Source organism: Sphaerisporangium sp. NPDC005288 (assembly GCF_040607475.1).
Classification (GTDB): Bacteria; Actinomycetota; Actinomycetes; order Streptosporangiales; family Streptosporangiaceae; genus Sphaerisporangium; species Sphaerisporangium rhizosphaerae.
Genome location: NZ_JBEXGT010000004.1, coordinates 223,438 through 236,342, shown reverse-complemented (window position 1 = coordinate 236,342; position 12,905 = coordinate 223,438). Strand labels below are relative to the sequence as shown.

At 67.7% G+C, this 12,905-nt stretch carries 12 protein-coding genes; 6 read left to right on the top strand and 6 right to left on the bottom strand.

Features of this window, described 5'->3' with window-relative positions:
* Positions 1-60: 60 nt before the first annotated feature.
* From ABZU32_RS06130 to ABZU32_RS06105, 6 genes are all read right to left on the bottom strand, one after another.
* Positions 61-1,920 (bottom strand): TraM recognition domain-containing protein, encoded by a 1,860-nt coding sequence (locus ABZU32_RS06130; protein ID WP_354917791.1) that lies wholly within the window; start codon positions 1,918-1,920, stop codon positions 61-63.
* A gap of 1 nt (position 1,921) precedes the next feature.
* On the bottom strand, positions 1,922-3,166 hold the full coding sequence (locus ABZU32_RS06125; protein ID WP_354917789.1) for a type VI secretion protein: 1,245 nt from the start codon (positions 3,164-3,166) through the stop codon (positions 1,922-1,924).
* A 263-nt stretch (positions 3,167-3,429) separates the two neighbouring features.
* A complete protein-coding gene (locus ABZU32_RS06120; RefSeq protein ID WP_354917786.1) occupies positions 3,430-4,986 on the bottom strand; it encodes an SCO6880 family protein in 1,557 nt (518 codons plus the stop codon).
* A gap of 3 nt (positions 4,987-4,989) precedes the next feature.
* Complete coding sequence (locus ABZU32_RS06115) at positions 4,990-6,480, bottom strand: hypothetical protein (protein WP_354917783.1); 1,491 nt, start codon at positions 6,478-6,480, stop codon at positions 4,990-4,992.
* Between the two features lie 36 nt (positions 6,481-6,516).
* On the bottom strand, positions 6,517-7,266 hold the full coding sequence (locus ABZU32_RS06110) for a hypothetical protein (protein WP_354917780.1): 750 nt from the start codon (positions 7,264-7,266) through the stop codon (positions 6,517-6,519).
* A gap of 18 nt (positions 7,267-7,284) precedes the next feature.
* Positions 7,285-7,608 (bottom strand): hypothetical protein, encoded by a 324-nt coding sequence (locus ABZU32_RS06105; RefSeq protein ID WP_354917777.1) that lies wholly within the window; start codon positions 7,606-7,608, stop codon positions 7,285-7,287.
* A gap of 262 nt (positions 7,609-7,870) precedes the next feature.
* On the opposite strand from ABZU32_RS06105, the gene ABZU32_RS06100 reads away from it, so the two are divergent.
* The 6 genes from ABZU32_RS06100 to cas7u all read left to right on the top strand — a co-directional run bounded on the left by ABZU32_RS06100 (position 7,871) and on the right by cas7u (position 12,903).
* Complete coding sequence (locus ABZU32_RS06100) at positions 7,871-8,302, top strand: helix-turn-helix domain-containing protein (protein WP_354917774.1); 432 nt, start codon at positions 7,871-7,873, stop codon at positions 8,300-8,302.
* 213 nt (positions 8,303-8,515) lie between these two features.
* Complete coding sequence (locus ABZU32_RS06095) at positions 8,516-8,983, top strand: hypothetical protein (RefSeq protein ID WP_354917771.1); 468 nt, start codon at positions 8,516-8,518, stop codon at positions 8,981-8,983.
* Between the two features lie 58 nt (positions 8,984-9,041).
* Entirely contained in the window at positions 9,042-9,539 is a 498-nt protein-coding gene (locus ABZU32_RS06090; protein ID WP_354917768.1) for a DUF6545 domain-containing protein, read from the top strand.
* Positions 9,540-9,851: 312 nt separating this feature from the next.
* Positions 9,852-10,541, top strand: a complete 690-nt coding sequence (locus ABZU32_RS06085; protein WP_354917765.1) for a C40 family peptidase — start codon at positions 9,852-9,854, stop codon at positions 10,539-10,541.
* 102 nt (positions 10,542-10,643) lie between these two features.
* Entirely contained in the window at positions 10,644-11,078 is a 435-nt protein-coding gene (locus tag ABZU32_RS06080; protein WP_354917762.1) for a helix-turn-helix domain-containing protein, read from the top strand.
* 655 nt (positions 11,079-11,733) lie between these two features.
* A complete protein-coding gene (cas7u, locus tag ABZU32_RS06075) occupies positions 11,734-12,903 on the top strand; it encodes a type I-U CRISPR-associated RAMP protein Csb1/Cas7u (protein ID WP_354917759.1) in 1,170 nt (389 codons plus the stop codon).
* Positions 12,904-12,905 lie beyond the last annotated feature (2 nt).

The window sequence follows — 12,905 nt, the reverse complement described above, 5'->3', positions numbered from 1 at the left end:
CGGTAACCGACGTCCAGCGACAACTTCACCGGAACGGGGACATGGGGCTTGGCGGATTGTTCAGGCGGCTGGGTCATCGTCGGCTCCCTGCGTCTGGTCGGTCATGGTGGGTGGTGCGCCGGCGGACGCCCCGGCCTGGGCGATCATCTGAGCCGCCGCGGCGACGGAGCGGATGTAGGCGTCGCGGTCGGCGCCCTCGTAGTGCCGCCTCATCCGCACGAGCACGGCGGGAGTGGTGGCGTGGATGACCAGGGCCTCCCGCCGCTGTTCCGACAGGGTGCGAATCGCCTCAGGTGGCAGGGTCTTGCGATCGTGCAGAGCGGACTGGACGGTGTGACCGCTGCTGCCACGCTGATGGGTGGTGAGCAGCTCGCGGTACTCACCGGCCAGCGTGGACAGATCGCGCAGCTCGTCACCGGACAGGCCGCCAAGGGCGATCTTGACGGTGGAGGCGCCCCACAGCATGGCCGAGCCCTCACGTCCCCAGCGGTTCTCCGCCTGGGCCATGTTCTGCAGCACGGCGACGACGAAGATGCCCGAACCGCCCGCGTACGACATCAGCGCGGGAAGGTGCGGCAGCGGGACGACGTTGGCGACCTCGTCGCAGATGAGCCCGAGCGGCGGGTCGAGGCGACCGCCGAGTGAGGCGTCGGCGAGCCGTTTGGCGGTCTCAGTGAGCTCGTCGACGAACGCCGAGATCAACGGCGCCAGCTCGCTCGCCTGCTTCTCCGAGACCAGCAGGTAGATGGTGCCGCGAGCGCGGAGGAAGGCTTCGATGTCGATGCCCTCCCCCGCCGGCGGGGTGAAGGTGGCGCGGGCAGTGGGCGACAGCAGCGGCGCCACGGCGGTCTGCACGGTGGTCCACAGGTTGGAGCGGGTGCCCTCGGGAGAGCGGTAGGCGGCGTCCAGCATCGCTGCCGTACCCGGGGCGGCACCGGGATGGTCGCGCAGGATCTTCACCGGCTGGTCCAGGCGTTCGTCCAGCGCCCAGCGCAGCACGTCGTCCATCGACCCGCCGGACAGGGCCGCGGCGTGCAGCCAGCCGGCGAGCAGGTTGGTGGCCGTCATGCCGAAGTAGGCGGCGTTGCCCGAATCCTGGTGGGCGCCGCTCTTGCCGACGGTGACCATGACGTCGGCACGCGAGCGGGCCTTGTCGAAGCTTTCGCACCCCGAGCTGGGCGACCAGCGCACCAGGTCCGGCCAGCCGATCATGCCCGTGGGCGCCATCACCAGCACCGGCCGGTCACCTTCGACGCGCAGCAGCGCGGTGGCCTCCACCACGTCTTTTCGGACCGAGGTGACCAGAGCGGGTCCCGGCCAGCGGTGCAGCCACGGGATGATGACCATGCTCGTCTTGCCCTGGCGGGGCGCGGACATCAGCAACACCGACGACTCGGAGCTGATCGCCAACGGTATGCCGTCGGAACTGGAGCGGCCGAGCCGTACCCCGACGTCCTCCACCGTGAAGTCGGTGCCCGCGACGCTCGGGCGGACGACAGGCCCCCGAGCGAGCACGGCCTTTTCCGACATCGACCGGGCTAGTTCGCGTCGGGAGGCGAACCCCCGTACGGCTCGTCCCGCGCTCATCCGTCGCAGGAGGAGTATCGCAGCCGTGGCGATGGCGGTGAAGCTGAGCACAGCGGCGGCGAGGAATCCGGGCCAGTCCGGCAGGGAGCGGCGCGCTTGGGCGGGCCAGGCTTGCTTGGGATCAGACAGGTGGTGCGGAAGGCGCTGCAGAATCGGCAGGCAGTCGGCCAGGCCGGTGTCCGGCCAGGAGAGGGCGAACAGGAGCCCGGCGAGCTGCCCGGTGAGCCAGACCCAGCCCAGTGCGGCCACCAGGCATGCCAGGGCGCCGAAGAGGAGGTAGTCGGTGGGGCCGTCGAGCACGCCGCGGCTGGCGATGGTGTGGTCGCGTGCCATGTCAGACGGCCATGCGCTCGTTGGTCCAGTACAGCCGCCGTTCCAGCGGAGTGAGGACGACCTGGACGACGTGGCTGGCGGTCCGGCCGATCTTCCAGACCGCTCGGCCGAGCTGCTCGCCGGACCACGCCGCGATGTGCGCGCACTCGGTGTCGGTGAGGCCGATCGCGTCCCGGGTCATCGCCAGCGGCGCGGTGTCCTGCCGCAGGCAGATCCGCACGTCGCAGCTGGCGATGAGGTTCTTGGCGATCGTGACCTCCTGCGACCCTTCCGGGCCCACCGCCTCGAAGTCGGCGAGCCGGTGGGTGGCCAGGATCTGAATGGTGCCCTGCGCGCGGGACAGCCGCAGGTCGGAGTCGACTTTTCGGATCATGGCGGGTACGCGCATGGCGCGCCACAGCTCGTCCCGGACGACCAGGCGGATAGGGCCGCCGGGTTCGTCGATGGCCGCCTGCCCCCAGGAGGAGACGCAGGCGAGCGTCATGGCCACGGTCTCATCGCCGCGGCCGTCGATCCGCGACAGGTCGACGGTCTGGATCGGCGCGTCGAAGTCCGGCCGCACGCTGGTCGGCCCGTCGAACAGTCCGGACAGCGAGTCGCGCACCATGTTGCCCAGGGCGTCGGTGGCGCGGCGGATCATCTCCCGCAGCTCCCCGACGTCCTGCCCGCGTACCCGGAGCTCGCCCGCCATCTCCGGCAGCGGGTCACGCATCAGCTGCCACACCTGCGGAATGGTCGGATCCTTGAGCACCGTCGCCCCGGCGGCCTGTCCCGACGCGTACTTGATCGCCAGACTGATCGCCGCTTCCTCGGTCGGGGTGAGATCACCGCCGAGCCGCATGACCAGTAGTGAGGACAGCAGCGTGATCCGGCGGCGGTGGATCTCCTCCAGCCGCTCTCGCAACTGCTCGGTGTCGCCGGGCAGGTGCACGCCGAGCGGCCCGGCGTCCAGCGGGTTGAGCCGGGCACCTAGGCCGGGGCCAAGCTCCACCGGAGCGACGCCGAACGCGCGGGCGAGCGGGGCGTACTCGTTCTTGATGTCGCCCAGTACGAACGTCTTGACGCCGTAGGCGCTCAGCCGGGTGATCAGGGCTTTGATCGTGGCCGACTTGCCGGCGCCCGGGACTCCGGTGATGAGCATGTTCGGGTTGCTGATGAACCCCCGTCGCAGCCACTCGATCGGATGGCAGGCGAAAGCGCCGCCGGACAGGCAGTCGACTCCGACGTACACGCCCACCGGCGGCATGCTCGCCCCGTACAGCCACGGGTACAGCCCCTGTACCTGGCCGGTGCTGCCCCGGAAGACGGGGATGTCCGGGAAGCGAGGAGCACGTCCGCCGAACGGACGGGCATCACCACGACGGGGCGGAATCGAGGCGTTACGGTGACGCCTGGTTCCTTCTGAGCGAAGTCTGTCCGCTCCGGTGGCCGGAACGGCCGGAGTACCCACGACGTCGGCGAGGTCGAACGTCGGCAGAGTGACGCGGCTCCTCTTCCCTAGGCGCATGGTCACCACCTCTTCCGCGGCAGGCCCATGCCCAGCGGCAGCGCGCTGAGCGCGAAACCGATGTCCTGGGCCATCCACATCCGGCGGATGGAGATACGCGCCGCGGCGGCGTCGGCCTCCAACGCAGCGCAGGCATCGTCCAGCTTTGCGGGATCGGTGACGGTGACCGCGACGTAGGCGGAGAACCGGACCAGGCCGTGCCCGGCCGCGCGTTCCCGATCCTGGGCACGGGCACGGTCGAGGGCGGCCCGCTCGTGCTCGGGCACGATCTGGCCGGTGCGCTGCCGCATCCTGATCGCGACATCACGCGCGGTGCGCTCACGCATCACCTCCTGCTCGGCCTTGCGCGGGCCGAGCGGCTCAACGTGCAACGAGAAGGCCCGCCGGTGGTCGCCCTCACCGAGCAACGGAGCCAGCGCGGTGGAGTACACCTGATGACGCGGCCAGTCATGGACCACATAGCTCACCGTCTGGGCACCGTCGTGAAGATAAGAACCCGGCCGGGCCTCAGCCGCGGCCGGACCCGCCAAGGCAGGATCGACGCCCGCCAGATCACCGTCCCCGGCGCCGGCCGCCACGGCAGCCAGCGCCCCGGCACGCTGCTCGGCCAGAGTACGAGCCGAATGGGGGTCGAAGGCGGTCCGCAACACCTCGGCGAGCTCGCGAGGATCGAGCCAGCCCTCCACGTGGAGATCGGCACCGCTGATGGCTGAGGTCAGCGCCCTGAGATGGCGGGCCAGGACGACCGCTGCACCCGCCGCGCCGCCGCCCGCAGCCCTGATCTGGGACGCCGCCCGCCTATGGTCCATGGAGAAGGACAAAAACGCCTCGCGCTGGGAGGTCGCCAGCGTCGAGGTCTCCAGCAGCGTCCGAGTGATCTGCGCGGCCACCGGCGGAGCCTCGGCGCTGAGGTGATCGGCATGCCACCGGCGCAGCGCCGCCCCCGACTCAGGGACCAGCCGTTGCAGTGCCTGCACTCGCACGATCGGGTTGCCCTCGGTGCACAAACCAGTCAACAGGCCGCCCCATCCCGCCACGCGCAGATCCCTGCGCGCCGAGTCGACCAGCCCGATACCCGGGAAGCGCACCCTGGCCACGGCGGTGAAGGTCCGCTCGTACCTGTTGTGCGCCACCGCCAAGGTGGCGCCGTTACCGAAGCCGGCTTCCATGATGGTCAGCGGTGCCAGAATGCCCGGCAGGTCCATCCGCGCGGGCGCGTTCGGACGCGCCTTGGAGCGTGGCGCGAACGCGGCGCTGGCGAACTTGTTCTGGTCACGAGAGCGCAGCAGTCCGAAAGAGACGGCGGCCACGATCCATTCATCGACGGTGCGGCCGGCGATGCGGACGAACGCCAGCGTGACCAGCAGACCCGCGACCGGCCAGCACACCGCGCCTGTACTGATGTCGGAGACGGCCAGCGGCCACGCGGCGGAAAGCACCCCTACGGCCAGCATCGCGGCACGCTGACCACTGACACCGAAGATGAAGGCGACTTTCTCCTCCTGCCAGCCGAAATACGTCCGCGAGGCCGGCGCACCGCTGCCGTTACCGGTGGACATACCTCACCTCCCCTCAGGTTCCTGGCTGTCGTCGGCAGCGTCCGGCTGCGGCTGCGGCGCTGGAGGGACCTCCGCGGCAGCAGACCGATCCAGCAGAGCGGGCGCGACCTCTTCGGGCGGAGTCTGGCTTGCTGGAGTCTCGGCCGACGGTTCCGCTGCGGACGGTTGTGGCGAGGAGGGCTCCACCCGCGATGAGTTCGCTACGATCCACCCCTCCCCCGCCACGCTCGGGTCAGGTACAGGAGCGGGGGCGCCGCCGGGACTGCCGTTCCCGGGGTCGGAGGTCCCGCTGCCGTAGGGATGCCGATAGCGGCCGCGGCCCGCGTAGGGCGGTACTCCTGCCGGGTAGGAGGCGGGTCTCCCACCCATTCCTGCATGTGCCGCCATCTGGTCCATGCCGCCGCTGAGACTGTTGATCGCCCTCTGAGCTGCCTGGAGGGCCGAAACGGCCACGGCTGCGGGACCGGACGCGGCAGCCGTACCTGCGCCCGCGGCCGCTGACGCGCCATCGCCTGAATGTGCGAACGACGCCATCGTGCGGGCCTCGGACGCCTGGCTGAACTCGTCGGGGTCGACGCCGGTCGGTGCACCGCTCCCCACACCCGAGCCGGCCCTGCTGGCGGCGAACCCGAGAAGAGCGCCCAGTCCCGTACTGCCGCCAACCTCGACGCTGGCAAAGGAGAAGAACCGGGCGATTGCCGGCCAAGCGAAAACCGCCAAGATCAGCACGAGCATTCCGGCAAGAAGGGACTCGATGTCGGTACTCTTTCCGGTCAGCCCGAATCCCACGGCGAAGACCAGCGCAATGATCGGCTTGAGGACGATCAGCTGCCCGGTAGCCACCGCGAACTTCGTCCACCAAGACCTAGTGGCCTCCGACACCTGACCGGCCGCCGCGATCGGCGAGGTCGCCACCAAGACGGCGACAGCCGCGTTTCGCAGCAGCAACTCGAACCACAGCACCAGCGTGAGCAGGATTCCGACCACGGCAAGGAGCAGAACGAGAGCGCCCGCTGAGGTTCCCGTAGTGTCCAACTGGACCAGATGGGCGATTCTGGCGGTCAGGGCCTCGGTGTTGCCGAAGCTTCCAACGATGATGACGTTGGTCAGCTCGTCTGCGGCTTTGAGGGATGTCTCTGCGATGACCACGGTCAGCAGGAATGCCAGCGCTGCCTTGCCCACACCGATCAACCCTTGCACCAGAGCCGAGCCGTCATGTGTGATCGCTGTTCTGACGACTTGGCCCAGAAGGAGCAATACAGCGATCGCTCCGGCGAGCTTCATGGAGATCAGGTAGACGCTCCGGACTCCTGATGAAAGCAGATCGACCGGAGGGATCGCGACGAACGCTTTGCCGAAGCTCTCCAGCAGGGCGTTCGCCGCCAACACGAAGCTTTGGACAACCGCGGTGAAGGCGCTGCTGCCGAGGCTGGCGACACCCCCGCCGATGAGGTCGCCGGCACAGCCGACCACATCTGGCAACCGACAGTCCATGGAACCTCCTCTACCGTGATCGATACAGAGAGCGAGTTACTGCGAGGCCAGTGGCAGCCAGCCCATGGCAGCCGCCTGCTCCGATCCGGGTGTGGCCTGAAGGCCTGAGTAGTCCGCTGCGAGCGTGGGTGCCGGGACCTTCCAGTCACCGACGGTCCACTTCATCTGCAAGGGGAAGACCCCGATGCGGTTCTGAGGCTCCTGACCCGGCGTCGTTGTTTGGAGATAGCCGAGCAGCAGTACCGTCACGGAGTCAGTCCTGATCTGCTGTATCTGGTAGGCCACCGGCGTGAGCAGCACGGAGGCTCCATCCGGAGCCGGTCCGCTGGTAGGAAGTCCGAGGCGCTTGCGCGTGTTGATCGGGCCCTGAGACAGCTCGGCAACAGCGGTTTTCCATTCCGGATCGGCGATGACGGTGGCGATCCGCGCCGCGCGCGCCGTGTCGAGGGTGGCGGCCATCTGCCCCCAGTACTGCACTGCGGCGGAGATCGCACCCAGCATCGTGTGCGGATAGCCCACCGAGACGTCGTGCACCATGCGCTTTCCCGTCAGGAGTCGCAAGGGCGACGCATGCTCGCCGAAGTCGACCAGCTTGCCGCTCTGGTCGATACCGGCAACCGAGCCGGGGCCCGCTCCGGCCGCGGGGACCCGGTGATCCGGAGGGTCGCTCGGCGTCAGAGCCGTTTGTACAACCAGACCGACGGCCACGAATGTGACCAAGCCGAGCACGATCACCCGCACGTAGAAGAAGACGGGACGGCGACGTCGCAGGAAGGTGTTGCTCATGGGCTCTGTCGCATCACACTAGGAAGCGGCACCGAAGACCGTGTTGACCATAGGGATCGCGATCGCTGTGACGACCACACCTCCCAGGCTCCACACCAGGGCGCGCTTGCCCTTGTCGGCATGGTCAGGCCTGTTGGACAGGGCGCCGATGGCCATCAGTCCACCGGAGACCACGGCGGCGACCGCGCAGGCGATGAGGGCTCCCCATTTGGCGTAGGCCAGCAGAAGCGTGACGCCGTTGCTGCCGGCGGTCGGGTCCTGGGGTGCGGGATTGTCGATGTCCGCCGCCGAAGTCTGGACAGCGGTATGGACGGCATCATGCAGAGACAACAAGAAGGACATATCGGGCTCCTTGGGGGGACAGGGCCCGCTCGCCCGTCGGTACGCGTACGGGGGCGGCTCGATCGCAACGGAAGAGGAATCTGACCTGCCATGCTTGCTCAGCAAACAACCTGGAACGGTTATAAGCTGCTTGACGAGCGCCTGTCAACCATGGCAAACGTCCAGTAGGAGCAGGTGGACGGTTTGCCCCGCTGCAGCAAACATTGCATGATGGATCGGAGACCGATCTTGCGATCGTGAGCTGACGGAGGGCTACGGCGACATGACCGACAGCGAACCCGGCATGCTCGCCCAGCGCCTCGACCATCTGTTCCGCACGGTCCACCCGAAGGGGCGCAAACCCTACACGCTGCGCGAAGTGGCCAAAGAGATCAACGACGAGGCTGGCAGGCCCGTCATCTCCGCCGCCTACCTGTCCCAGTTGCGCACAGGCGAGAAGACCAATCCCAGCCATGAGCGGCTGGCGGCCATCGCGCGCTTCTTCGGCGTCGACGTGACCTACTTCACCGACGACGAGGTGGCCGAGCGCACCGACAACCAGCTCGCGGTCATCAACGCGGTTCGCGACAACGGCGTGCGCAAACTGGCCCTGCGGGCCTCCGGGCTCTCCCCCGAGACACTCCAGGCCCTACTGAGCATGGTCGAACAGGCCCGGAAGATCGAGGGACTGCCGGACGACGATCCGACTCCGTGATCCGGGATCGGCAACTCCCACTCGTAAAGATCTACCTAACTCAAAACTCCCGGCCAGCACGGCGCTTTCGCAGCGATCAAGCGTTGACCAGGTGCGAACCGCCCGCGATCTCCTTTACTCTCCCATTACTCGGAGAGAGTGGATTGCCCGCAATCGTGCCATGGAGTCCAATCCTGTCGGCCACCCTCTCCACCGAGCCGGGGGGAGTTCGGGGTGAACGTGCGCAAGAGCTTTCGGGTCCTGTGCGAGGAACGCCTGCGCGAGCTGACCGTTCCACACCCTTTCGAGATCACGGCGTTCTGCGAGTCGGTGTCCCTGACGCGCGGCCGCCCCCTGGTCCTGACCGCGGCCCCGATGACCCCCACCGCGGACTCCTGCCCCTACGGCCTGTGGGTCGGCTTCGACCACGCCGATCACATCTACTACGAGCAGAACACCAGCCGTCTGCACCAGGTGGCGATCATCCTGCACGAGGTCTCGCACATGCTGCTCGGCCATCCCTCTGACGTGGCCGACCTTGCCGAGATGCTCCCCGATGTCGATCCGGCGAAGGTCCGCCACTGGTTGAGCCGGCACACCGGCTTTACCACCCCCTCCGCCCAAGAGCTTCAGGCCGAGCTGTTCTCCACATTGATCTTGGAGCGCGCCACCACCCGCTCCCGTTCTCGCCGGGCCGGCTGACTGTGGCGCACCGGCCCTCGACCGACTCGCGGTGTGCCTCGCCGAAGACTCCATCCCGTTGATCCGCGTCATCCTGGCCGCCCAACGGGACTACCGGAGCCTCAACGCCCTGCGCCCACTGTGGCGACACCTCACCAGCGCCGTCCCCCAGGTCATCCTCTTCACCCCGCCGAGCCGGCTCACCGATCTGGCCTGGTTGGGGGATCTCCGCGTCCGCCTACTGCGCCGCACCATCGAGATACACGACGCCCGGCTGGCGCTGCGCGGCTATGTCACCGACGAGGACTACCAGTGGATCCGCGACACCCTGACCGACCGGGGCCTCGCAGGAGAACGGCTCGACGCGGCCATCGAGGCCGTCTGGCTCACCGCCGCAGTCACGGCCAAACAGCGCGGCATAGCGTTCGAGACTCCGAGCGCCAGACCCGCCCACGGGGGCAGCGACCTGCGAAGCGAGGTCCGCTGGCTTCGCCTCATCGAACACGCACGCCGGTCCCGGACAACCGACATCGTCCTGCACGAACTCGACGAACGGATGGCGAAACGGCGGCGATGAGCGCCCCGGAAGCACACGCAGGCGACCGCTTCCCGGTTTACCCATGATCGCGACCCTAGAGAGCAGTCTGAGCAGCTAACGCCACCAGGCTTGAGCCGTGCGGCCGACCGCACCGTCGCGCCGGCAAACATAACTCTCGCAGTCAGATGTTTGTTGTTCGCCATGGTTGACGCCACTTCGGAGACATCGGTACCGTTCCTCCGTCTGTTTGCCATGGCAAACAGAGCCAGCTCGCCTGGCTCGACTCCCGGAAGGCGCGAGGGACCTCCGCATGCCCGCCAGCCCCCCTGTTCCGCATGCCCGGATCCGCCCGTGAGTGGCAGGGTCATCATCACCGCCGTCGTGTTCGTCAGCGCACCGCTTACGCTGGTCCTGGGAATCGCACTCGGCTCGGCCTCAGGCCCGATGACCGACTCGCCGCTGGCCGGGGTCGAGCCTGCATGCCAGGACACCGCCCGGTCGCTTACACAGGCGCCGGATGGCGGAAGGTCCGACGGCCCTCACCCGCAGGCCCCGCTCACCGCGGCGACGCCCACCTGTCCCCCACCGATCCCACCTGGGGATACCGGCAGAGTCGTCCTGGCCCAGGCGCAGAAGTGGATCGGGGTGGCCTACCAGTACGGCGGTGGCGACCAGAACGGCCCGACGGTGGGGACGAACTCCAACGGCAGCGGCGAGCCGGGCTTCGACTGCTCCGGCCTGACCGTCTGGGCAGTCTACCAGGCGACCAACGGCAAGGTGCTCCTTCCTCGGACCGCCGCCACGCAGTTCCACGACCGCCGATGGCGGCACGTGCCCTACGACCAACTCCAGGTCGGCGACCTGGTCTTCTGGCCGGGCAGCTCAGGAACCCGCACCGCACCGTCACACGTGGGTATCTACGCCGGCGACCAGCGCTTCTTCAACGCGCCGTTCACCGGCGCGAAGCTCCGCTTCGACTCCATGGCACCAGGCACCTACCGGTACCAGACCTTCATCGCAGGAGCTCGCATCACCGGCTAAGATATACCCACGTATACGTATCCTCGTTGATCAATACTACGGTCTACGACGAGCGCACCCGGCGCCGCGTCACCGACCACACCCGAGGGAGTGGGACCACCGATGAGCGCTACGCCTTCAGATCCCGGCCCTCTGGCGCGTCGCCTGGAGCACCTGTTCCAGACGGTCCATCCCAAGGGCGGCAAGCCCTACACCAACGTCGAGGTCGCCGACGCGATCAACGCCGCCGCCGGCGAGAAGGTCATCTCACAGGCCTACGTATGGCAGTTGCGCAAGGGCATCAAGGACAACCCCACCAAACGCCACCTCGCCGCCCTCGCAGCCTTCTTCGGCGTCTCGGTCCTGTACTTCTTCGACGACGAAGACACCGGAAATCCCACCGCCCCCACCACAAAAGTGGACCTGGCGCTCAGGGACGACGCGGTCAAAGAAGTCGCCCTCCGCGCCGCCGGCCTCTCCGACGAGACCCTGAAAACCATCCAAGACATGATCGACCGCGCCCGAACCCTCGAAGGACTCCCCGCTGTAGAACAGTAAATTTCAGCTGATTACCCCCTGTAATCAGAGGAAGATCGCCGTGCCGGAGTACAACCCCCCAAGAGCGTTCGAATGGCACATTGGGCGCATGTCCAGTTAAAGCGGAGAAATCTCACTTTGGGGCTTGGACCGTGGCCGATCACCGTGTGACAGCCCTCGGCCGCCTCACCCTCGTTCTGCGGACAACTTCTGTACTCCGCCCGTATGTATCGCCAAACATCGAGACAGGGCGTGTCGGCTTCGGTACGGTCTGGAGCGACGAGTCAAGCGATAGGGAAGGAGGTGAGGAGAGTGAGGATCACGGTGACGACCAAACACAGGCGCATCACTCTGGTCCTGGCGAGGCGAACTGCACGAACGACTCATCGCCGCCGTAGAAGACCAGGCTCCGGCTGGCTATAACAGCCGGAGCCTGGTCGGTGGGGGGCGCTGGGCGTCCCCCACCGACCACTGTAGGCGAGGTTTCCTCCGCGGTTACAAGCCGCGGCCCCATTGCGGCTGTACCCGGCCCGTATGAGCCCCCCATCCCAACATTGTTTCCGCAGCTACCGCTGCGGCCTTCTTGGACAAGCGGGGCGCCGAAATGTCAGTCCCGATTGCCATTCTTCATGCCTGTAGGTGATCGGAAAGCTCGGAGGCGTAGGAGGCACTCGGAATGAGCAGGAGTCTGGCGGCGCAGCTGATGGCGGCGCTCGGCGAGGACAGGACGCACACCGCTGTCGTGGTGCGCGCGCTCTATCAGCCTGTAGGTGGCGCGGGCAATTCGGTGATGCCGCCGACGTTCCCGATCGACGAGCGGGAGCGGGATCTGACCAAGAAGTACCTGTCGGCCGACCGTCTTGTCGACGGTAAGGCGGTCAGGACCGTCACCATCGATCAGGAGCAGTCGCAGGCCAACCGGGTGGAGGAGGCGCTGCGGGACGCCCGGGACCGGGGGCGTATCGAGCTGCCCATGCTGGAGCTACGGGCACCGACTTCTCACGGCGACATTCGTATCACCTCGTTCGACGCCCCTCACCGCTACGCCGACGCGTACTGGCGGGACTCGTTGATCGACGGAATTCGGTTCGACAGGAGCCAAGTCGGGCAGCGGCTGCGAGCTGTCAGCGCCGCCGATGCCCGACCGCTGTTCGAGCGCGAACCGACGTCGTTGATCTTCGGCGCGTGGGACTCCCACCGCCAGGGCCGCTGGCCGAAGTTCGCGCGACTGTACACGGCGATCATGTTCGGCGTCGGGCCTGTGTTCGGCGCCCGGCGCGGGGGCCGGCTGGACCCGGTCAACCTCACCGGCGCTGTGGACAGCAAAGACAAGGCGGAAAACGACTGGCAGTACGTGGCGGAGGGAGCGAAGAAGACCGGCCAGAAGCTCAGCGAGATCGGCCACGGCAACATCGCCCCCAATCCCGTCCCAGGGGGCGTGACGGTCGAAGAGATTCGCCGCGTGGCGAGCATCTCGTTGGCCGGGATCGAGCGGCTGCGCTTCGGCGACGCCTCGCCCGAGGCCGCCACGACCGCTCGTGCGGCCTTGGTCGCCCTGGCCCTGGCTGGGGACCGGCTCGCGTTCGCGCGCCCCTCGGTATGGCTGCGCTCGGGCTGTGACCTGGCCAAGGTAAGCGAGGACGTCGGGCTGGAGCTGCCAGGCGGCGCCCTGGAGCCCCTGGACACGTCGGTTTCCGCCGCCGTGGACGCCTTCCACGAGTTAAGGGAGTCGGCGGCCAAGCTGGGCGTGGAGATGGCCACCGACGTCGTCCAGGTGACGCCGATCCCGTCTCTGCAAAAGGCGATCGAGAACACCGTCGCGCACGCGGCCTCCACCGAGGACTGAGC

Coding starts and splice junctions, on each gene's coding strand:
- ABZU32_RS06105 (WP_354917777.1), bottom strand. CDS start 7,608: ATGTCCTTCTTGTTGTCTCTGCATGATGCCGTCCATACCGCTGTCCAG.
- ABZU32_RS06115 (WP_354917783.1), bottom strand. CDS start 6,480: ATGGACTGTCGGTTGCCAGATGTGGTCGGCTGTGCCGGCGACCTCATC.
- ABZU32_RS06130 (WP_354917791.1), bottom strand. CDS start 1,920: ATGGCACGCGACCACACCATCGCCAGCCGCGGCGTGCTCGACGGCCCC.
- ABZU32_RS06080 (WP_354917762.1), top strand. CDS start 10,644: ATGAGCGCTACGCCTTCAGATCCCGGCCCTCTGGCGCGTCGCCTGGAG.
- cas7u (WP_354917759.1), top strand. CDS start 11,734: ATGAGCAGGAGTCTGGCGGCGCAGCTGATGGCGGCGCTCGGCGAGGAC.
- ABZU32_RS06100 (WP_354917774.1), top strand. CDS start 7,871: ATGACCGACAGCGAACCCGGCATGCTCGCCCAGCGCCTCGACCATCTG.
- ABZU32_RS06125 (WP_354917789.1), bottom strand. CDS start 3,166: ATGCCGCCGGTGGGCGTGTACGTCGGAGTCGACTGCCTGTCCGGCGGC.
- ABZU32_RS06120 (WP_354917786.1), bottom strand. CDS start 4,986: ATGTCCACCGGTAACGGCAGCGGTGCGCCGGCCTCGCGGACGTATTTC.
- ABZU32_RS06110 (WP_354917780.1), bottom strand. CDS start 7,266: ATGAGCAACACCTTCCTGCGACGTCGCCGTCCCGTCTTCTTCTACGTG.